Source organism: Mycobacterium asiaticum (assembly GCF_001668675.1).
GTDB lineage: Bacteria > Actinomycetota > Actinomycetes > Mycobacteriales > Mycobacteriaceae > Mycobacterium > Mycobacterium asiaticum_D.
Window position 1 is genome coordinate 1 of the sequence record NZ_LZKQ01000195.1, and the last position, 19,070, is coordinate 19,070.

Genomic DNA, 19,070 nt, shown 5'->3' on the forward strand with positions numbered 1-19,070 from the left:
CGGGCGCAGCGGGTCGCGACCATTTGGGTGGGAGCGATCGCAAGCGCGGCGAAGCCGGGCGCAGCGGGTCGCGACCATTTGGGTGGGAGCGATCGCAAGCGCGGCGAAGCCGGGCGCAGCGGGTCGCGACCAGGAGAGTAGGAGTAGAAAAGACTGGTGGCTGAACTCAAACTCGGATACAAAGCGTCCGCTGAGCAATTCGCACCCCGTGAGCTCGTCGAACTGGCCGTCCTTGCCGAAGCGCACGGCATGGACAGCGCCACCGTCAGCGACCATTTCCAGCCGTGGCGGCACAAGGGCGGGCACGCGCCGTTCTCCCTGGCCTGGATGACCGCCGTCGGCGAACGCACCGAGCGGCTGCAGCTGGGCACCTCGGTGCTGACCCCCACGTTCCGGTACAACCCCGCCGTGATCGCCCAGGCCTTCGCGACCATGTCCTGCCTCTACCCGAACCGCATTTTCCTCGGTGTGGGCACCGGCGAGGCGTTGAACGAGATCGCCACCGGATACGAGGGGGACTGGCCGGAATTCAAGGAGCGCTTCGCCCGGCTGCGTGAGTCGGTCCGGCTGATGCGCGAGTTGTGGCGCGGCGACCGCGTCGACTTCGACGGCGAGTACTACCGGACCAAGGGCGCCTCGATCTACGACGTGCCCGAGGGCGGCGTTCCGGTGTACATCGCCGCCGGTGGCCCCGCGGTAGCCAAATACGCGGGCCGCGCCGGCGATGGTTTCATCTGCACCTCCGGCAAGGGCGAAGAGCTCTACGCCGAAAAGCTGATCCCGGCGGTCAAGGAGGGCGCGGCGATCAACGACCGCAACATCGACGAGATCGACAAGATGATCGAGATCAAGATCTCCTACGACACCGACCCGGACCTGGCTCTGGAGAACACCCGATTCTGGGCGCCGCTGTCGCTCTCGGCCGAGCAGAAGCACAGCATCGACGACCCGATCGAGATGGAGAAGGCCGCCGACGCGCTGCCGATCGAGCAGATCGCGAAACGCTGGATCGTGGCATCCGATCCCGACGAAGCCGTCGAGAAGGTCGGCCAGTACGTGCAGTGGGGCCTGAACCACCTGGTGTTCCACGCGCCCGGGCACGACCAGCGCCGCTTCCTGGAGCTGTTCGAAAAGGACCTCGCGCCGAGGTTGCGCAAACTTGGCTGACGGCCAGGCCGTCCCGGCCAGCATCTACATCGCCGCGCCCGAACCCCAGACCGGCAAGTCGACCATTGCGCTCGGGCTGCTGCACCGGCTGGCCGCTACGGTCGCCAAAGTCGGTGTGTTCCGGCCGATTACCCGGCCCGGACCCGATCCGGACTACATTCTCGAGATGCTGCTGGAGCACGCCACCGCGGCTCTGCCCTACGAACGGTGCGCGGGCGTCACCTACCAGCAGCTGCACGACGACCGGGACAGCGCGATCGCCACGATCGTCGACCGGTATCACGCGATGGCCGCGGAGTGCGACGCCGTGGTGATCGTCGGCAGTGACTACTCCGACGTGGGCACTCCGGCCGAATTGTCGGTCAATGCTCGGATCGCGGTGAATCTGGGCGCGCCGGTGCTGTTGGCCGTGCGGGCCAAGGGCCGCACCCCCGACGAGATCGCCGCCGTCGTCGACGTGTGTCTGGCCGAGCTGTCCGCCCAACGCGCGCACCCCGCCGCCGTAGTGGCCAACCGGTGTGACCCGGCCGAGCTGGCGTCGGTTGCCGAAGCGCTGCAAGAATTTACGCCACGCGGTTACGTGTTGCCCGAGGAACCGCTGCTGGCCGCGCCGACCGTGGCCGAGTTGACCAAAGCGGTGAACGGGACGCCGGTGCGTGGCGACGCTCCGCTGGCCGAGCGCGAGGTGATGGGCGTGCTGGTCGCCGGGATGACCGCCGACCACGTGCTGGAACGGCTGCGCGACGGGATGGCGGTGATCACGCCCGGTGACCGCTCGGACGTGGTGCTCGCGGTGGCCAGCGCCCATGCGGCGCAGGGCTTTCCATCGTTGTCGTGCATCGTCCTCAACGGCGGCTTCGAGCTGCATCCGTCCATCGCGGCCCTGGTCGAGGGGTTGCGGCTGCGCCTGCCGATCATCGCCACCGACCTGGGAACCTACGACACGGCCAGCGCGGCGGCATCGGCCCGTGGCCGGCTGACCGCCTCCTCACAGCGCAAGATCGACACCGCGCTGGAGCTGATGGGCCGCCACGTCGACATCACCGACCTGCTCGAACAACTCACCATTCCGATTCCAACGGTCACCACACCGCAGATGTTCACCCACCAGCTGCAGGAACGGGCCAGGGCGGACCGCCAGCGCATCGTGCTTCCCGAGGGTGAGGACGATCGCATCCTCAAATCCGCCGGCCGGTTGGTACAACGCTCCGTTGCCGACCTGACGATCCTGGGCGACGAAGCCCAAGTGCGTTTGCGCGCAGCGGAACTCGGCGTCAGCCTGGACGATGCCACGGTGATCGATCCGCGCACCAGCGACCTGCATGAGCAGTTCGCCGAACAGTACGCCGAGCTGCGCAAGGCCAAGGGCGTCACGCTGGAGCATGCCCGCGAAATCATTTACGACGCAACGTACTTCGGCACCATGCTGGTGTACAACGGACTCGTCGACGGCATGGTGTCGGGCGCCGTGCACACCACCGCGCACACCGTCCGGCCGGCGCTGGAGATCATCCGTACGGTTCCGGACGTCTCGACGGTGTCCAGCATCTTCCTGATGTGTCTACCGGACCGGGTGCTGGCCTACGGCGACTGCGCGATCGTGCCGAACCCGTCGCCCGAGCAGCTCGCCGACATCGCGATCTCGTCGGCGCGCACGGCCGCGCAGTTTGGTATCGAGCCGCGAGTGGCCATGCTGTCCTACTCCACCGGCACCTCGGGTTCGGGCGAGGATGTCGAGAAAGTCAGGGAAGCAACCGAACTCGTGCGGTCCCGGCAGCCGGACCTGCTGGTGGAAGGTCCGATTCAATACGACGCGGCCGTCGACCCGTCGGTCGCTGCGACCAAGATGAAGGATTCCCCGGTGGCCGGGCGCGCCACCGTGTTGATCTTCCCGGACCTCAATACCGGCAACAACACCTACAAGGCCGTGCAGCGTTCGGCCGGAGCGATAGCGGTGGGCCCGGTGCTGCAGGGTCTGCGCAAGCCGGTCAACGACCTGTCCCGCGGTGCGCTGATCGAAGACATCGTCAATACCGTTGCGATCACGGCGATTCAGGCGCAGGACGTCCATGGCTGACCGGCTGGTGCTGGTGATCAACTCCGGCTCGTCGTCGCTGAAATTCCAGCTCGTCGACCCCGACTCGGGGGCGTCGCGGTTCAGCGGCAGCGTCGAGCAGATCGGGGAGCCCTCGTCGGAGGTTGCCGACCACGAAGCCGCACTGCGTCGCGCGTTCGACTTGCTCGATGAGGACGGGATCGATCTGTTGCACTGCGGGCTGGTGGCGGTCGGACACCGGGTTGTGCACGGCGGCAAGCGGTTCCACCGGCCGACGCGACTCGACGACGAGGTGATCGCCGAACTCAAACAGCTGTCGCCGCTGGCGCCGCTGCACAACCCGCCCGCCCTGCAGGGCATCGAGGTGGCCCGCAAGCTGCTACCTGAGGTTCCGCACATCGCGGTGTTCGATACGGCGTTCTTCCATCACCTGCCCCCGGCGGCCGCTACCTATGCCATCGAACGGGAGCTGGCCGAGAAGTGGGACATTCGCCGCTACGGCTTCCACGGCACTTCGCACGAGTACGTCAGCCAGCAGGCCGCCGAGTTCCTCGGCAAGCCGCTGCAGAGCGTGAACCAGATTGTGCTGCACCTGGGCAACGGGGCGTCGGCATCCGCGATCGTCGGTGGCCGGCCGGTCGAAACATCGATGGGTTTGACGCCGTTGGAGGGCCTGGTGATGGGCACCCGCAGCGGCGACATCGACCCCGGCGTTTACAGCTACCTGTGGCGCACCGCGAAGATGGACGTCGGCGAGATCGAATCGATGCTCAACAAGCAGTCCGGGGTGCAGGGCCTGGCCGGTGAGCGGGACTTCCGGAGGCTGCGGTCGATGATCGAATCCGGCGACGCCGCAGCCAAACTCGCCTACGACGTGTTCATCCACCGGCTACGCAAATACATCGGCGCCTACCTGGCCGTGTTGGGCCACACCGACGTGGTGAGCTTCACCGCCGGGATCGGCCAGCACGCCCCGACGGTGCGTCGGGATGCGCTGGCGGGTCTGGTCGAACTGGGCATCGAGTTGGACGAGAATCGCAACGGCACGGGCTCCGGGACGCGGCGCATCTCCACTGACGATTCGCGGATTGCGGTCCTGGTGGTCCCGACCGACGAGGAACTGGCCATCGCCCGCGACTGCGTCAGCGTCCTATAGGAACCCCGGTTGTCAGCCCCCCACCGCGGGGACTGCGTCGCCGCTGAACCTATGCTTTTGCTGAGGGAAGTGGCTATTCGCGACGCCGTTAAATCACCGCTGCTAATGTCCGCTCTTGTTATGAACGAGTCGCTTTTGAGATTGTTTGCCGGTCGTTCCGTTCGCCCGATGCCCGACCCCGAATCGGCTGTATTGTTCGACGTTTCAAAGGAGTCGAAATGAAGTTCAAGCTCGGTCGCCACGGCGCTGCGATATTGGGTTGTGCAGCGGCGTTTGTGTTTTCTCCGGCGGTCGCCGTCGCAGATCCGCCGGACCCGCACCAGCCGGACATGACCAAGGGCTGGTGCCCGGGCGGCCGTTGGGGATGGGGCCAATTGGCCGTGTGCGACGGCGAGAAATACCCCGACGGGTCGTTTTGGCACCAGTGGATGAAGACCTGGATGGTCGGCCCGCAGTTTTATTACGACTGCGTCGGCGGCGACGAGCCGATGCCCGGGCCGCCGCCACCCGGCGGCTGCAACGGGGCCATTCCGCCGGACGCACCGCCCGCACCCTGACCTAAAAGGTGCTGGTGGGCCGCACCTGGTTGGCCATGTCGACCAGCGTGTAGCGGTGCCGCTGGGTCGGCGCGACCCGGGCCAGCTTGCGCAGCGACGCCTCGACACCGAGCCGTAGCCCGTGGTCGGTGAACGGGAAACCCAGAATGTGGTTGGTGCTGGCTTTATTTTGGTTGTCCTGCAGCCAGTCCATCGCCCCGCCGAGCACCAGGGCGCGGATCTGCAACACCCGAGGCTCGGTGGGCGGCAGCGCCTCCACCCGCCGGGCGGCGTCGCGGATCTGCTCCTCGGTGATCTCGCTCTGCGAGCGGCCCGACAGCAGGGTCACCGCGCTGGTCAGCCGGGCGGTGGTGAAATGCCTTGAGGTGGGCGGTACTTCGTCCAGGGTCTGCACCGCCCCCTCGCGATCGCCTTGTGCGGAACGGGCTCTGGCCAACCCGAAAGCCGCCGAGATCACGCCGTCGTTGGTGTTCCAGACCGTCTGGTAGAAGTTCTGCTCGTCGGTCCTACCCGCCAGCTCGGCGGTGGCGGCCAGCGCCAGTTTCGGCGCCAATTCGCCGGGGAAGGTGTCCAGCACTTCGGTGAAATGCTTGATGGCAGAGTCGTAGTCGCCGGTCAGCAACTCGGCCACGGCCTTGTACCAGATCAACCGCCACTGCCAGCCAACGCGCTCGGCGAGGTCGTCGAGCTTGCGGGTCGCCTTGCTGACGTCGCCCAGATCCAGCAGGGCGCGCACCTCCATCAGCGGCAGCTCAACGGACTCCGACAGGTCCAGGCCTTCGGCGTCCAACGACCCGTGCCGCGCCGCCCGCAACGAATCCAGCGTCTGCACCGGCTGGGAGAGCACCGTCGCCTGCAGCACCGGTGCGGCCACGTCGGCCGGATCCACCAGCGGCACCGACAGGGCGGTCACGATCTCCTTGGCGGTCAGCTTCTCCGAGTGCACCTGGCCGTCCAGGTACACGTCGGTGTGGGCGACCAGCAGGTCCACCCCGAACGTTGAACGGCTGGGACTGAAGACGGTGGACAGGCCGGGTCGGGAGACGCCGGTGTCCTGGGCGACCACCTCACGCAGCACGCCCATCAACTGCGCGGACATCTCCTCGGCGCTGCTGAAACGCCGGCGCGGATCGGGGTCGATGGCGCGGCGCAGCAACCGGCCGAACGAGTCGTACTTGGCGAGCACCGGGTCGCCGTCGGGTAGCCCGTCGACGTAGCGGCCGTTACGAGTCCGCAGATCCAGCGTCAGCGCCGCCAGCGTGCGTCCCACGGTGTAGATGTCGGTGGCAACCGTCGGGCCGGTGCGCACGATCTCCGGCGCCTGGTAGCCGGGCGTGCCGTAGAGGTAGCCGAACGAGTTGATCCGCGACACCGCGCCCAGGTCGATGAGCTTCAGCTGCTCCTCGGTGAGCATGATGTTCTCCGGCTTCAGGTCGTTGTAGACCAGGCCGATGGAATGCAGATAGCTCAGCGCGGGCAGGATTTCCAGGATGTAGGCGATCGCTTCGGCGACCCGCAGCTTCTCACCCTTGCCGCGCTTTAGCGACTGCCCGCCGATGTACTCCATGACGATGTACCCGACCGGGTCACCGTGCTTGTCGTTGTGTTCGACGAAGTTGAAGATCTGCACGATAGAGGGGTGCACGACCTCGGCCAGGAACTGCCGTTCGGCCATGGCGATGGCCTGCGCCTCCGCGTCTCCGGAGTGCACCAGGCCTTTGAGCACGACCGGGCGGTCGTTGACGTTGTGATCCACGGCGAGATACACCCAGCCCAGGCCGCCGTGCGCGATGCAGCCCTTGACCTCGTACTGGCCGGCGATCACGTCACCCGGACTGAGCTGCGGCACAAAGGAATACGGGCTGCCACAATACGGGCACCAGCCCTCTTTGGACCCTTTGCCCTCCGAACCGGACCGCCCGACCGGCCGGCCGCAGTTCCAGCAGAACCGTTTCGATTCCGGCACAACCGGATTGGTCATCAGGGCCTTGAGCGGGTCGATGTCGGGGACCCGCGGAATCTCTACCAGGCCACCGCCCAGGCGCCGGACGGCAGGCAGCGCTCTCGTCGCCCCGGGCATCCGATCCTGCGGCTGGGTTTCGAGGTTGCCCAGCGAGATCGAGAAGTCGTCGTCGTCGTCATCGTCGTCGAAATCCGGCCGGAACAGCGCCTGCGTGGCCTGCGGCCGGCTGCCCGTCGTTGCGGTCGCGCCGGTCTGCGCGTCCGCCGCCTGGCCGCCGGCCGAGTCGTCCTGTTCGGTCGGGGTCCGTTCGTCCTGCTGATCCGCTTTGGAGGGTTTGGCCATCAGTCCAGGTACCTCGGCTGCGGCGGTAGCGGCGCGGGCCCGAGCACCGTCAACCACTTGCGGTACAACGTGTTCCATGTCCCGTCGGTGCGGATGCGTTCCAAGGTGCCGTTGACGAACCGGACCAGCCCGGTGTTGTCCAGGTTGATCCCGATGCCGTACGGCTGGGTGGCCATGTTCGGCCCGACGATGTGCAGGTACGGATCCTCCTCCACCAGCCCGGCCAGGATCGAGTCGTCGGTGCTCACCGCATCGATCTGGCGCTGCTGCATCGCCACCAGGCAGTCCGCCCAGTTCACCACCGAGACAATGATCGCCGGAGGTGCGATCTCGCGGATCCGTTGCAGCGAGGTGGTGCCGCGCGCCACGCACACGCGCTTGCCGGACAGGTCGGCCACCTTGGCGATGCTCGAGTCGCGCGGGGCCAGGATGCGCTGATTGGCGTCGAGGTAAACGGTGGAAAAGTTCACCAGCTTGCGGCGCTCGCAGGTGATGGTCATGGTCTTGACCACGACGTCCACCTGCGATCGCTGCAGTGCCGTGATGCGTTCGTCGGCCGACAGGATGCGGTATTCGACGTGGTTGGGACCGCCGAAGATGTCCCGGGCCACCTCACCGGCGATGTCGACGTCGAAGCCGGTGATCTCACCGGTGATGGGGTCGCGGAAGCTGAACAGGTTGCTGCCGATGTCGAGGCCGACGATCAGCCGGCCCCGGCTGCGGATGTTGGCGACCGCGGCGTCGGCGTCGGCCTTGTTCGGGAACGGGCGCAGGCTCGCGGTGGGGTTGCAGTCCTGTCCGGTCGTGTTCGCCGGCAGCGGCGCCTCGACCGGCAGCACCTCCATGCCGACCGGGGTCGGCTGCGGCAGCGTCGGCGTCACCTCGGCCTTGAGCGGTTCGGAGTGGCCGCATCCGGCCAGCAGGGCCGCGACGCCGAGCAACCCGGCGGCCCGCCGGAGTAGGGACGCCCGCTTCATCACCGATACTCTTTCAGCCGGGGCCACAGGCCCAGGGCGACCGCAATCGCGGCTCCGAGGCTGAGCACCACGGCGCCGACCTGCGCCCCGGCCAGTCCACGCTTGGCGTTCAGCACGTCGTTACGCAGATGATTGCGGCTTTGCTCGATGGTCTTGGTCAGCGCTTCGTCGAGCTTGTCGAACGCCGGGGTGGAGTCGTCCTCGCCTTTGCCGAGCGCTACCTGGGTGGCCGCGCGGTAGTTGCCCACCGAGATGAAGGCATTGATCCGGTCATTGGCCTGCTGCCAGCGGATCAGCAGCTGCCCGGCGCCCTGCAGGTCGGGCTTGTCGACCGCGTCGTCGCGGGCCATGTAGGCGTCCAGCTGGCGGTGCATGGCGTCGATGCGCTGGTAGAAGGCCTGCTTGCGCACTTCTTCGTCGCCGCGCCGAATCAACGACAGCGTCTCGTCGGCGCGCGCCTGCTGGGCGGTGATGGCCAGGTTGGTGACGGTCTTCAACGACTCGGCCGCGGTGTCCTTCGCACTACGGCTGGCTGTCGTCGAGATCGTCAGCGCTGTCCCCACCCACACCACCATGATGAGGATACCGAGACCGCCCACCACCAGGCCTGGGTTGATGCGACGCCGGGTGCGCCGGGCAAGCCAGCGATGGGAGAAGGCGCCGAACACCACGGTGGTGGCCACGACGAGGATCACCGGGGCCGGGATCTGGGTGGATGCGGTGGTCTCGCTGTCCACCCGCGCCGACGTCGCCTGGTACAGCCGCTGCGCGTTGGGCAGGATCGTGTTCTGCATCAGGCCCGAGGCCTCCGACAGATACGACGAACCCACCGGGTTGCCCGCCCGGTTGTTGGTGCGGGCTATCTCCACCAGCCCGGTGTACACGGCCAGTTCAGCGTTGATCTGGCCCAGCAGCTGCACCAGCGATTCGTCGGTCAACCCGCTGGAGGCCCGGGTCACCGCCACCGAGGCGTCGGTGATGGCCTGCTCGTAGCGGAGCCGGACCGCCCGCGGTTCGGCCTGGGCGATGAACGCGGTGGCCGCGGCGGCGTCGGCCACCGACAGCGCCGTGTAGAGCTGTCCGGCCGCGAACGACAACGGCTCGGTGTGCTCGAGCACCGTGGTCAGCACCTGTTGTCGGTGGTTGATGGTGGTCGAGGTGGCGAAGGCGCTGGAGACGCCCAACGCGGCCAGCACGATTCCGATGGTCAGGATCCGGCCGGGCGTCGTAGAGATGAACCACCAGCGCGGATGAGCCGGTTCGGCGGGCGAGCGCGATCCCAGTGGCTCGGTCGACGGGTGCGCCAGCTCAACCGTCACGTTTGCTCAGCCCTCATCTTTCGGCCATTTTACGAACCCGTATAAGCAAATTCTAAGAGCAAGTGCCGACGGATGGGGGGAGGCGGAGCCAATTGCCCGCGGGTTCAGCACGCCGACTCTTCGAAGCTGCATATCCTGAATCCGTGCGGGGCGACGGCGACGGATGGGTGATCTCCAAGCGCGGCGCCCATTACTGGGGCAGATTCGGCGCGGCCGGGCTGTTGTTGCGGGCCCCCCGACCGGACGGCACCCCGGCGGTCCTGCTGCAGCACCGGGCGGTGTGGAGCCACCAGGGCGGAACCTGGGGGTTGCCCGGCGGTGCGCGGGACAGCCATGAGACTCCCGAGCAGACCGCGGTGCGCGAAGCCCACGAAGAGGCGGGGCTGGACGCGCAGCGGGTCACCGTGCGGGCGACGCTGGTCACCGCCGAGGTCGCGGGAATGGGCGGCACCCGCTGGAGTTACACGACGGTCGTCGCCGACGCCGATGAGATGCTGGACACCGTGCCCAACGGGGAAAGCGCGGAACTGCGCTGGGTCGGTGAGGACGAGGTCGCCGGGCTGCCGCTGCATCCCGGATTCGCCGCCAGCTGGGAGCGCCTGCGCACCACGGCGGTCACCGTGGCCGAGCACGACGACGTGCCCCGCACCGTCGAGCACGGTACGAAGTTCTACTGGTGCGTGCCGGGCGCCGTCGATCAGGACGCCTCGGAGCTCAGCCAGCACATCAGCGCGCTGCTGCAAGCGCCGAACTGAGTTCGGCCGCCGCGGCCCGGGGATCCCGGGCCGCCGTGATCGCGCGCACCACGACCACGCGCCGGGCCCCGGCTTCGAGCACCTCCGGCAGCCGCGAGGCGTCGATGCCGCCGATCGCGAACCAGGGCTTGTCGGTGCCCAGCGCCGCGGCGGCACGCACCAGGTCGAGGCCGGGCGCCGGCCGCCCCGGCTTGGTGGGGGTGGGCCAGCACGGCCCGACGCAGAAGTAGTCGGCTTCGGCGGCGGCCGCCCGCGCCGCCTGGTCCGGGTCGTGACTGGACAGGCCCAGCACGGTGTCCGGGCCGACGATGTCTCGCGCGACGGACAGCGGCAGATCGTTTTGGCCCAGGTGCAGCACGTCGGCGCCGGCTGCCCGGGCGATGTCGGCGCGGTCATTGACCGCGAACAGGGCGCCGTGCCTGCGGGCGGCGTCGGCCAGGATCTCGCAGGCCGCCAACTCATCGAGCGCCTCCAGCGGGCCGAACCGCTGCTCACCGGCCGAGCCCTTGTCGCGCAACTGGATGATGTCGACCCCACCGGCCAGCGCGGCGTCGGCGAACTCGGCCAAATCACCGCGCTCCCGGCGGGCATCGGTGCACAGATACAAGCGTGCTGCGGCTAGACGGGCGAGGGGAGGCTGCACACCGCGACGTTAGCGCGCTAGCGTGGACCCGGAGGAACACACGTAGAACACACGGGAGTCCCGGGACCAGCGGGGCTGAGAGTGGGCACACCCTCTTGCCGAGGACCTGCCCTGACCGTCACACCTGATCCGGATCATGCCGGCGAAGGGAGCGAACGATGACCAACTCGGTGGCCGTCATCGGCGGCGGCGTCATCGGGCTGGCCGTGGCCCGGCGGGCCGCGCAGGCCGGCCTGTCGGTGACCCTGCACCGTCGCGACGAACAGGGCGCATCCTGGGTCGCCGGCGGCATGCTGGCCCCGCACAGCGAGGGCTGGCCCGGCGAAGAGCAGCTGTTGCGGCTGGGCCTGGAATCGCTGCGACTCTGGCGCGAAGGCGGTTTCCTCGACGGCCTGCACCCGCAGGTGGTGACCGCGCACGAATCCCTGGTGGTGGGGGTCGACCGGGCCGACGTCGCCGACCTGCACACCGTGGCGGACTGGTTGTCCGGGCAGGGTCATCCGGTGGCGTGGGAAAGTGCCGCCCGTGACGTGGAACCGCTGCTGGCGCAAGGCATTCGGCAGGGATTCCGGGCGCCCACGGAGCTCGCAGTGGACAATCGCGGCGTCCTGGCCGGGTTGAGCCGCGAGTGCGAGCGACTCGGCGTGCGGTTCGCCCCGCCGGTGCGCGACATCGCCGCGGCCCAAGGCGACACGGTGGTGATCGCCAACGGGATCGATGCGCCGGGTCTGTGGCCCGGATTGCCGGTGCGGGCGGTCAAGGGCGAGGTGCTGCGGTTGCGCTGGCGAAAGGGCTGTATGCCGTTGCCACAACGGGTGGTTCGGGCGCGGGTGCACGGGCGCCAGGTGTACCTGGTGCCGCGCGCCGACGGCGTGGTGGTCGGCGCCACCCAGTACGAGCACGGCCGCGACACCGCGCCGGTGGTGTCGGGGATACGTGACCTGCTCGACGACGCGTGCGCGGTGTTGCCGGCGCTCGGTGAGTACGAACTGGCCGAGTGCGCCGCCGGGCTGCGCCCGATGACTCCGGACAACCTGCCGATCGTGCAGCGACTGGACGAGCGGACGCTGGTGGCCACCGGCCACGGCCGATCTGGATTCCTGCTGGCGCCGTGGACCGCCGAGCAGATTGTGTCCGAACTGATTCCGGTGGGAGTGCCGTCGTGATCGTGGTGGTGAACGAGCAGCGGGTCGAGGTGGACGACCAGACGACCGTCGCGACGCTGCTGCAGTCGATGGGTTTTCCGAATCGCGGCGTCGCGGTGGCGCTGGATGCCACGGTGTTACCGCGATCCGCTTGGGCCACAACGCTTTCCGATGGAGCGCAACTCGAGGTGGTGACGGCGGTGCAGGGTGGCTGATTCGAAACTCACTATCGCCGACCGCAGCTTCGCCTCCCGGCTCATCATGGGTACCGGGGGAGCGACCAACCTGGCGGTGCTGGAGGAGGCGCTGGTCGCCTCGGGTACCGAGCTGACCACCGTGGCGATCCGTCGTGTCGACGCCGAGGGCGGCACCGGGTTGCTCGACCTGCTGAACCGGCTCGGCATCACGCCGCTGCCCAACACCGCCGGCTGCCGCAGCGCCGCCGAGGCGGTGTTGACGGCGCAACTGGCCCGGGAGGCGTTGAGCACCAATTGGGTCAAGCTCGAAGTGATCGCCGACGAACGCACCCTGCTGCCCGACGCCGTCGAATTGGTCAAAGCGGCCGAACAACTGGTGGACGACGGGTTCGTGGTGCTGCCCTACACCAACGACGACCCGGCACTGGCGCGACGGTTGGAGGACGCCGGTTGCGCCGCGGTGATGCCGCTCGGCGCGCCGATCGGCACGGGACTGGGAATCACCAACCCGCACAACATCGAGATGATCGTGGCGCGCGCCGAGGTTCCGGTGGTGCTCGATGCCGGTATCGGCACGGCCAGCGATGCCGCGCTGGCCATGGAATTAGGTTGTGACGCCGTGCTTTTGGCCACCGCCGTCACCCGCGCGGCCGACCCGCCCGCGATGGCCGCCGCGATGGCGGCCGCGGTCACCGCCGGATACCTGGCCCGGCGGGCCGGGCGCATCCCCAAGCGGTTCTGGGCGCAGGCGTCCAGTCCCTCCCGGTGATGGAACGCTATGTCGCGCTGGGAAGTTCGATGGCCGCGGGTCCCGGCATCCGGCCGCGGGCGGCGGGCGCGCCGTGGCGGGCGGGCAGATCGGCCCGTAATTACCCGCATCTGGTCGCCGAGCGTGCCGGTCTGGACCTGACCGACGTCACCTATTCCGGTGCCACCACCGCCCACGTGCTCACCGATCGCCAGCACGGCACGGCACCCCAGATCACCGCGCTGGACGGGTCGGAGACGCTGGTCACCGTCACCATCGGCGGCAACGACGTGGGCTACGTCCCGTTGCTGACGGCTGCGTCATTGCCGGCGCTGGCGCGGCGCCTATTGGGCGGGCTCACCGGTGAATTGCTCGACGACGACGCGCGTGACCGTGCCCTGACCGAGGTTTTCGGCTCGCTCTGCGAGGTGGGTCGCTCGGTCCGGCAGCGCGCACCGCAGGCCCGGGTGCTGTTCGTCGACTACCTGACCATCCTGCCGCCCGCGGACCAGGCCGCGCCGCCGCTGGACCCCGAGCACGCCGGGCTGGGGCGGCGAGTGGCCGCGACGCTGGAGCGACTAACGGCAGAAGCCGCCGCGGCGACCGACTGTGAGGTCGTGCGCGCCGCGGCGGCCAGCCGCGATCATCACGCGTGGTCGGAGCGGCCGTGGACCACCAAACCTGGTGTGCCGCTTCCGTTCCGGCCGGCTCCGCTGCACCCCAACGGTGCGGGCATGCGCGCGGTCGCCGACTTGATCCTGGCGGAGTTGTAGGACTCAGCCGTTGGTGCGCCACCACTGGTAGAGCGCGCCGGTGTTGCCGTCGGCTGCGCGAACGAAGGCCAGCACGTTCTTGGCGTCAGTGGTCCAGATGACTTCGGCTTTACCGCTGTCGGTGCCGCACGCGACCTGCCCGGCCGACTCGGTCGAGCTGCCCTGGTGCCATGTGGTCGGCGATTTGGCGTCCCCGCAGTTGGTCAGCTCGTCGCTGCCGATCAGCTTGGTGAATGCGCTGGCCAGGTCGGCGCTGTTGGGAAATTGGAAGTACTTTGCCGATGCGGGGCCGGTGCTGTCCGAGTTCTGCCCGCACTGCAGCACGGCCTGGACGGTGGGAAATGCCGACTGCACCTCCGAAACCGGTTGCGAGGAGCAGTTGCTGGAGCTGTAGCCCTTCGAGAGTGATGAGGTTAGCGCGTCGCTCGGGTCCGCGGACGCGGTGGCGGCGCCGACGCAGGCGAAACTACTGAGGAGCGCGGCGGTGGTAATACCACGCAGCGCGTGCGAGAGGTGACTCATTGGTAGCTCCTTGTGATTGGACGGCGCGGATCGGCAGCAAGACATACTTTGCTCATAGAATCGTAGGGCCATCTTTGTACCACGCAATATTTTTCGCAAAGAATTCTTCAGTGGTGTTTTTCGCGACCCCTATTGGCCGGACCGATTGTTCAACCGTTGGTTTTCCACCACTGATAAAGCGCCGGCACGTCGGTGTTGGATGCCCGGATGTAGCTCAGCACATTTTTGGCATCGGTGGTCCAGATGATCTCGGCGGCATCCTGGTAGGTGCCGCAGGCAACCTGCCCGGCGGTGCCGCCGTTGCCCTGGTGCCAAGTGGTCGGTGACTGGCCGCTGTCGCCGCACGCGGTAAGGGCTTCGTCCTTGATGCTGACAGTGAATCCGGCGTTGAGGTCGTTGGAGTTGTTGTACAGCAAATAGGTCGCCTTCATGGGGCCGGCTGGGTCGGCGTTCTGCCCGCAGTTGATAGCGGCCGCCACGCCCGCGGGTGGATCCTTGACGGTGCAATTACTCAACGAGTAGCCCTTGGACAATGCCGCGGCCAGGGTGTCGTTGGGATCGGCGTTCGCGGTGGCCGTACCGGTGTAGGCCAAGCCACCCATAAGCGCTGCGGCCGCCGCGGCGCGCAGCACAGTTTTGCGGTGAGACATCTCCGCAGTGTATTTCGCTGGCGCACCGGAGAACAGGTGCCGGTCGCGGCTTTGCATCGCGGATATCCGCTGGCCCGGGTACCAGGAGTCAAATCCATTGCAGAGCAACAGTTTCTCAGTGACACAACTGGCCGTCCACCCATGCCGGCGGGCCCCGGAGCGAAACGGGAAAAGCCGCCCAGCACCAATTTCAGATTGTTAGTGCTGTTGGGTCGGGTCTCCGGTATGGTAAGCCTCGTTTCACGCCAGCTAACTTCTTCGAGCAGGAGAATCCATGACACAACCACCACCGCCCGGTTACCCGCCGCAGCAGCCGCCGGCGGGGCAGCAGCCGGACAACTACCTGGTCTGGTCGATCCTGGCGACGCTGTTTTGCTGTCTTCCGCTCGGAGTCGTGGCGATCGTCAAGTCCACCCAGGTCAGTGGTCTGTGGGCGCAGGGTCAGTACGCCGAGGCCCAGGCCGCAGCGGACAGCGCGAAGAAGTTCGTCAAGTACTCGGTGATCGCCGGCATCGTCGTTGCCGTCATCTACGGCATCTTGATTGCGGTGGGTGCGATGAACACCGACGTGAACACGGCGATGGTCGCGTTCGATTACCTGAATCTGGGCTGATCCCATGGTGACCCGCCAAGGGTCGGCGCCCGCGAAACTGGGTGCGCCACTGATGGTGGCCGCAGCCGCAGCGGCGGCGTGCGTCGGCATTTGGCTGGGTGACCCGACAACCCCGCACGGCCCACTGCCGGTCTGCCCCACCAAAGCGTTGCTGGGCATCGATTGCCCGGGGTGTGGCAGCCTGCGCATGATCTACAGCTTGTTGCACGGCAATGTGTTGGCGGCCGCCAGGTTTAACGCGCTCGGCCTGGCGGCGCTCGTGCTGCTGCTGTGGGCCTACCTGGCCTGGACGTACGGGCGGGTGGTGGGCCGGCGAATCGGCAGCTGGCAACACAGTCGCTGGGCTTCGGTGGTGACGCTGTCGCTGGTGGTGGCCTGGTTTGTGGTGCGCAACGTGCCGTTCGCGCCGTTCAATGCCCTGTTCGTCTAACGATGCGAAAGCCGCATTCGCCTGTGCGGATGCGGCTTTCGCGCGTGGCGACGATCTCGAGGCCCATCTGGTCTAGTCTGGGCGCAATGGTGCACAAATCGAAGGCGATGCCGGCGGTGCTTGCTGCGGTATTGATCGCCGCCCTCATGATGACCGGCTGCGGACGCAGCACCAGCCAGCAGTCCGGCGGCAGCAACCAATCCGCCACCGAGTTCGCCACCACGCTGCGAAACAAGGTCACCACCGACGCGATGATGGCGCACCTATCCAAACTTCAGGACATCGCCAACGCCAACAACGGCACCAGGGCGGTGGGTACCCCCGGCTATGAAGCCAGCGTCGACTATGTGGTGGATACGTTGCGCAAGCACGGTTTTGATGTGCAGACGCCGGAGTTCTCGGCCCGGGTGTTCCACTCCGAGAAGGGGTCGGTATCGGCGGGTGACCTGACCGCCGAGGCGCGCGCGCTGGAGTACAGCCGGGGCACGCCGGCCGAGGGCGTCACCGGGCCGTTGTTGTTCGCCCCCACCGACGAAAGCCCCGGGTGCACGCCGTCGGACTACGACAGGCTGCCCGTGCAGGGTGCGGTCGTGGTCGTCGATCGAGGCTCGTGCCAGTTTGCACAGAAGGAGGATGCCGCCGCGCAGCGCGCCGCGGCGGCGCTGATCGTCATCGACAACGTCGACGAGCAGGCGATGGGCGGCACCCTCGGAGCAAACACCGACGTCAAGATCCCGGTAGTCAGCGTCACCAAATCGGTCGGATTCCAGCTGCGTGCCAAGTCCGGCCCCGTGACCATCAAACTCGACGCGCACACCCAGGATTTCAAGGCTCGCAATGTCATTGCCCAGACCAAGACGGGGTCCCCGTCGGACGTGGTGATGGCCGGCGCGCATCTGGACAGCGTGCCGGAGGGGCCGGGCATCAACGACAACGGCTCGGGTGTGGCGGCCGTTCTGGAAACGGCTGTGCAGCTTGGGAGTTCGCCGCAAGTGCACAATGCGGTGCGGTTCGGCTTCTGGGGCGCCGAGGAACTCGGCCTGATCGGTTCGCGCAATTATGTCGAGTCGCTGGACCTGGACGGGCTGAAGAACATCGCGTTGTACCTGAATTTCGACATGCTCGCCTCGCCGAACCCGGGTTACTTCACCTACGACGGCGACCAGTCGCTGCCGGCGGACGAACGTGGCCAGCCGGTCGTGCCGGAAGGCTCGGCCGGGATCGAACGCACCCTGGTGGCCTACCTGAAGGAGGCCGGAAAGACCGCGGAGGACACCTCCTTCGATGGCCGGTCCGACTACGACGGGTTCACCCTGGCCGGAATCCCGTCGGGCGGCTTGTTCTCCGGCGCCGAGGGCAAGAAGTCCGATGAGCAGGCCAAGCTGTGGGGCGGCGCGGCCAACGAGCCGTTCGACCCCAACTATCACCAGAAGGGTGACAACCTCGAGCACATCGACCGCACATCGCTGGGCATCCAGGGTGGTGGTGTCGCCTACGCCGTGGCCCTTTACGCGCAGGATCTCAGCGGCCGAAACGGGGTTCCGATCATTGGAGACCGCACACGCCACGTGCTCGCCAAGCCATGACGCGTCGGCTCGCCGTCCTGCTGCTGACACTCCTGATCGCGGCATGTTCGGCATCGCGTCCGTCGCATCCGTCGCCGGGCGTGGCGCCGGATGCGGCGCGATCCCTGGCCGCCAAGGTGACCGCGGACGGGATGTTCGTTCACCTGCGCGCCCTGCAGGACATCGCCAACGCCAACCGCGGCAGCCGGGCGGCGGGCACGTCCGGCTATGACGCGAGTGTGGATTACATTGCGAAAGCACTACGGGACAAGGGGTTTGAAGTCACCACGCCCCAATTTCAGCGGCTGCACACGGTGTCGGAGGGCAAACCGACCCTTACCGTGGCCGGCCGTAGCTTTCCCGTCGACCAGGCCTCGTTGCTGGTCCGGACGCCGGCGGGCGGTTTGACCGGGCAGGTGGTCCGGCCGACCCAGCCGGCCGGCTGTGCGGCGGCCGATTACCCGGGCGCGTTGCCCAAGGGCGCCATCGCGGTGGTCGACGACAGCCGCTGCTCGGTGGTCGACAAGCAGAACAGCGCGGTGGCAAAGGGCGCGGCGGCGGTGATCGTGACCAGCCAGCCCACCGGTCAGGGGGCGCCGCCCACCCTGTTCAATCCCGGTTACTACAACCAGCTCACGCTGCCGGTCGCGGTGGTCGGAGCCGCCGGAGCCGCTGCGCTGGGACGCGGCGCAGCGACGGTGCGGCTGGTGCTGGACGCCGAGAACGTCAAGATCATCTCCCGCAATGTGTTGGCGCAGACCAAGACCGGTGCGCCGGAGGAGGTGGTGATGGTCGGCTCACACCTGGACAGCCCGGTGGACAGCCCCGGCATCAACAACGCCGGATCCGGGGTGGCCGCCGTGCTGGAAACGGCGCTGCAGCTGGGACCGTTGCCGCCGGTGGCCAATGCGGTGCGGTTCGCGTTCTGGGGCGCCGCGGAGAACGGACTCAACGGCTCGATGGATTACGTGTTCGGCCTCGACAACGCGGCGCTCAACAACATCGCCCTGTATCTGAATTTCGACATGCTCGGCTCCCCGAACCCGGGCTTTTTCACCGACGACGGCGACCAGTCCGGTCCGGCGGGCCCGGGGGTGGCGTCGGCAGATGTGCCGGAAGGATCGGCCGGTATCGAGCGCACGCTGGCGGGTTATTTGAACCTGGCCGGGAAGCGGCCGGCCGACATGCCGTTGAACACCAACACCGATTACCACCCGTTCCTGGTCGCCGGCGTGCCGGTCGGGGGCATGAACACCGGTGCATCACAAACCAAAACGACTGTGCAGGCGCGTCTTTGGGGCGGGCGGGCCGGCGCGGCGTTCGATCCTGGCTACCGCAGCCCGCGAGACACGGTGGAGGAAGTCGACCGCGAGGCGCTGGCGGTGATGGGCGCCGGGGTGGCGTTTGCGGTGGGCACCTATGCGGAGTCGATCGGCGGGGTAAACGGTGTCACGCCGCATGACAAACGGCATCGGACGCGAGTTTCCTAGCG

At 67.7% G+C, this 19,070-nt stretch carries 19 protein-coding genes; 13 read left to right on the forward strand and 6 right to left on the reverse strand.

Features of this window, described 5'->3' with window-relative positions; all coding sequences use genetic code 11:
• The first annotated feature begins 156 nt into the window (after positions 1-156).
• The 4 genes from fgd to A9X01_RS16635 all read left to right on the forward strand — a co-directional run bounded on the left by fgd (position 157) and on the right by A9X01_RS16635 (position 4,936).
• A complete protein-coding gene (gene fgd / locus A9X01_RS16620; RefSeq protein ID WP_065121792.1) occupies positions 157-1,167 on the forward strand; it encodes a glucose-6-phosphate dehydrogenase (coenzyme-F420) in 1,011 nt (336 codons plus the stop codon).
• Positions 1,160-3,244, forward strand: a complete 2,085-nt coding sequence (gene pta, locus A9X01_RS16625) for a phosphate acetyltransferase (RefSeq protein ID WP_065121793.1) — start codon at positions 1,160-1,162, stop codon at positions 3,242-3,244. The genes fgd and pta overlap by 8 nt, the downstream gene beginning before the upstream one ends.
• Positions 3,237-4,379: an acetate kinase gene (locus tag A9X01_RS16630; RefSeq protein WP_065121794.1), complete on the forward strand. Its 1,143-nt coding sequence runs from the start codon at positions 3,237-3,239 to the stop codon at positions 4,377-4,379. The genes pta and A9X01_RS16630 overlap by 8 nt, the downstream gene beginning before the upstream one ends.
• Positions 4,380-4,597: 218 nt before the next feature.
• Positions 4,598-4,936, forward strand: coding sequence for a hypothetical protein (locus tag A9X01_RS16635; RefSeq protein ID WP_065121795.1), 339 nt, complete (start codon positions 4,598-4,600; stop codon positions 4,934-4,936).
• Position 4,937: 1 nt separating this feature from the next.
• Here A9X01_RS16635 and A9X01_RS16640 read toward each other — a convergent pair whose 3' ends face one another.
• Genes A9X01_RS16640 through glnX form a run of 3 tightly spaced genes read right to left on the reverse strand, consistent with a single transcriptional unit; the run spans position 4,938 to position 9,537 of the window.
• Entirely contained in the window at positions 4,938-7,241 is a 2,304-nt protein-coding gene (locus A9X01_RS16640; RefSeq protein ID WP_065121832.1) for a serine/threonine-protein kinase PknG, read from the reverse strand.
• Positions 7,241-8,221: a glutamate ABC transporter substrate-binding protein gene (locus A9X01_RS16645; RefSeq protein WP_155772128.1), complete on the reverse strand. Its 981-nt coding sequence runs from the start codon at positions 8,219-8,221 to the stop codon at positions 7,241-7,243. The genes A9X01_RS16640 and A9X01_RS16645 overlap by 1 nt, the downstream gene beginning before the upstream one ends.
• A complete protein-coding gene (gene glnX / locus A9X01_RS16650) occupies positions 8,218-9,537 on the reverse strand; it encodes a protein kinase G-activating protein GlnX (protein WP_065034473.1) in 1,320 nt (439 codons plus the stop codon). The genes A9X01_RS16645 and glnX overlap by 4 nt, the downstream gene beginning before the upstream one ends.
• Before the next feature lie 143 nt (positions 9,538-9,680).
• Between glnX and A9X01_RS16655 the strand changes: the two genes are divergently transcribed.
• On the forward strand, positions 9,681-10,292 hold the full coding sequence (locus tag A9X01_RS16655; protein WP_065121797.1) for an NUDIX hydrolase: 612 nt from the start codon (positions 9,681-9,683) through the stop codon (positions 10,290-10,292).
• On the opposite strand, the gene thiE is transcribed toward A9X01_RS16655, so the two are convergent.
• The gene (gene thiE / locus A9X01_RS16660; protein WP_065121798.1) at positions 10,264-10,935 is read right to left on the reverse strand and encodes a thiamine phosphate synthase; all 672 of its coding nucleotides are present in this window, start codon (positions 10,933-10,935) and stop codon (positions 10,264-10,266) included. The genes A9X01_RS16655 and thiE overlap by 29 nt on opposite strands.
• Positions 10,936-11,093: 158 nt before the next feature.
• Between thiE and thiO the strand changes: the two genes are divergently transcribed.
• Genes thiO through A9X01_RS16680 form a run of 4 tightly spaced genes read left to right on the forward strand, consistent with a single transcriptional unit; the run spans position 11,094 to position 13,798 of the window.
• A complete protein-coding gene (gene thiO, locus A9X01_RS16665) occupies positions 11,094-12,101 on the forward strand; it encodes a glycine oxidase ThiO (protein WP_065121799.1) in 1,008 nt (335 codons plus the stop codon).
• Positions 12,098-12,295 carry a sulfur carrier protein ThiS gene (gene thiS, locus A9X01_RS16670; RefSeq protein WP_065121800.1) on the forward strand — a complete coding sequence of 66 codons (198 nt, stop codon included), beginning with the start codon at positions 12,098-12,100 and terminating at the stop codon, positions 12,293-12,295. Before thiO ends, thiS begins: the two co-directional genes overlap by 4 nt.
• Positions 12,288-13,046 (forward strand): thiazole synthase, encoded by a 759-nt coding sequence (locus A9X01_RS16675; protein ID WP_065034477.1) that lies wholly within the window; start codon positions 12,288-12,290, stop codon positions 13,044-13,046. Before thiS ends, A9X01_RS16675 begins: the two co-directional genes overlap by 8 nt.
• A complete protein-coding gene (locus A9X01_RS16680; protein ID WP_065121801.1) occupies positions 13,046-13,798 on the forward strand; it encodes an SGNH/GDSL hydrolase family protein in 753 nt (250 codons plus the stop codon). The genes A9X01_RS16675 and A9X01_RS16680 overlap by 1 nt, the downstream gene beginning before the upstream one ends.
• Positions 13,799-13,801: 3 nt before the next feature.
• Here the strand turns inward: A9X01_RS16680 and A9X01_RS16685 are convergent, their stop codons facing one another.
• Together A9X01_RS16685 and A9X01_RS16690 are read right to left on the reverse strand one after the other, a co-directional pair.
• Positions 13,802-14,320 (reverse strand): hypothetical protein, encoded by a 519-nt coding sequence (locus A9X01_RS16685; RefSeq protein ID WP_065121802.1) that lies wholly within the window; start codon positions 14,318-14,320, stop codon positions 13,802-13,804.
• A 149-nt stretch (positions 14,321-14,469) separates the two neighbouring features.
• Positions 14,470-14,970, reverse strand: a complete 501-nt coding sequence (locus A9X01_RS16690; RefSeq protein WP_065121833.1) for a serine/threonine protein kinase — start codon at positions 14,968-14,970, stop codon at positions 14,470-14,472.
• A 274-nt stretch (positions 14,971-15,244) separates the two neighbouring features.
• On the opposite strand from A9X01_RS16690, the gene A9X01_RS16695 reads away from it, so the two are divergent.
• From A9X01_RS16695 to A9X01_RS16710, 4 genes are all read left to right on the forward strand, one after another.
• On the forward strand, positions 15,245-15,583 hold the full coding sequence (locus A9X01_RS16695; protein ID WP_036351981.1) for a CD225/dispanin family protein: 339 nt from the start codon (positions 15,245-15,247) through the stop codon (positions 15,581-15,583).
• Between the two features lie 4 nt (positions 15,584-15,587).
• Positions 15,588-16,013, forward strand: coding sequence for a DUF2752 domain-containing protein (locus A9X01_RS16700; RefSeq protein WP_065121803.1), 426 nt, complete (start codon positions 15,588-15,590; stop codon positions 16,011-16,013).
• A gap of 86 nt (positions 16,014-16,099) precedes the next feature.
• Entirely contained in the window at positions 16,100-17,599 is a 1,500-nt protein-coding gene (locus tag A9X01_RS16705; RefSeq protein ID WP_065121804.1) for a M28 family metallopeptidase, read from the forward strand.
• Entirely contained in the window at positions 17,596-19,068 is a 1,473-nt protein-coding gene (locus A9X01_RS16710; RefSeq protein ID WP_065121805.1) for a M28 family peptidase, read from the forward strand. The genes A9X01_RS16705 and A9X01_RS16710 overlap by 4 nt, the downstream gene beginning before the upstream one ends.
• Positions 19,069-19,070 lie beyond the last annotated feature (2 nt).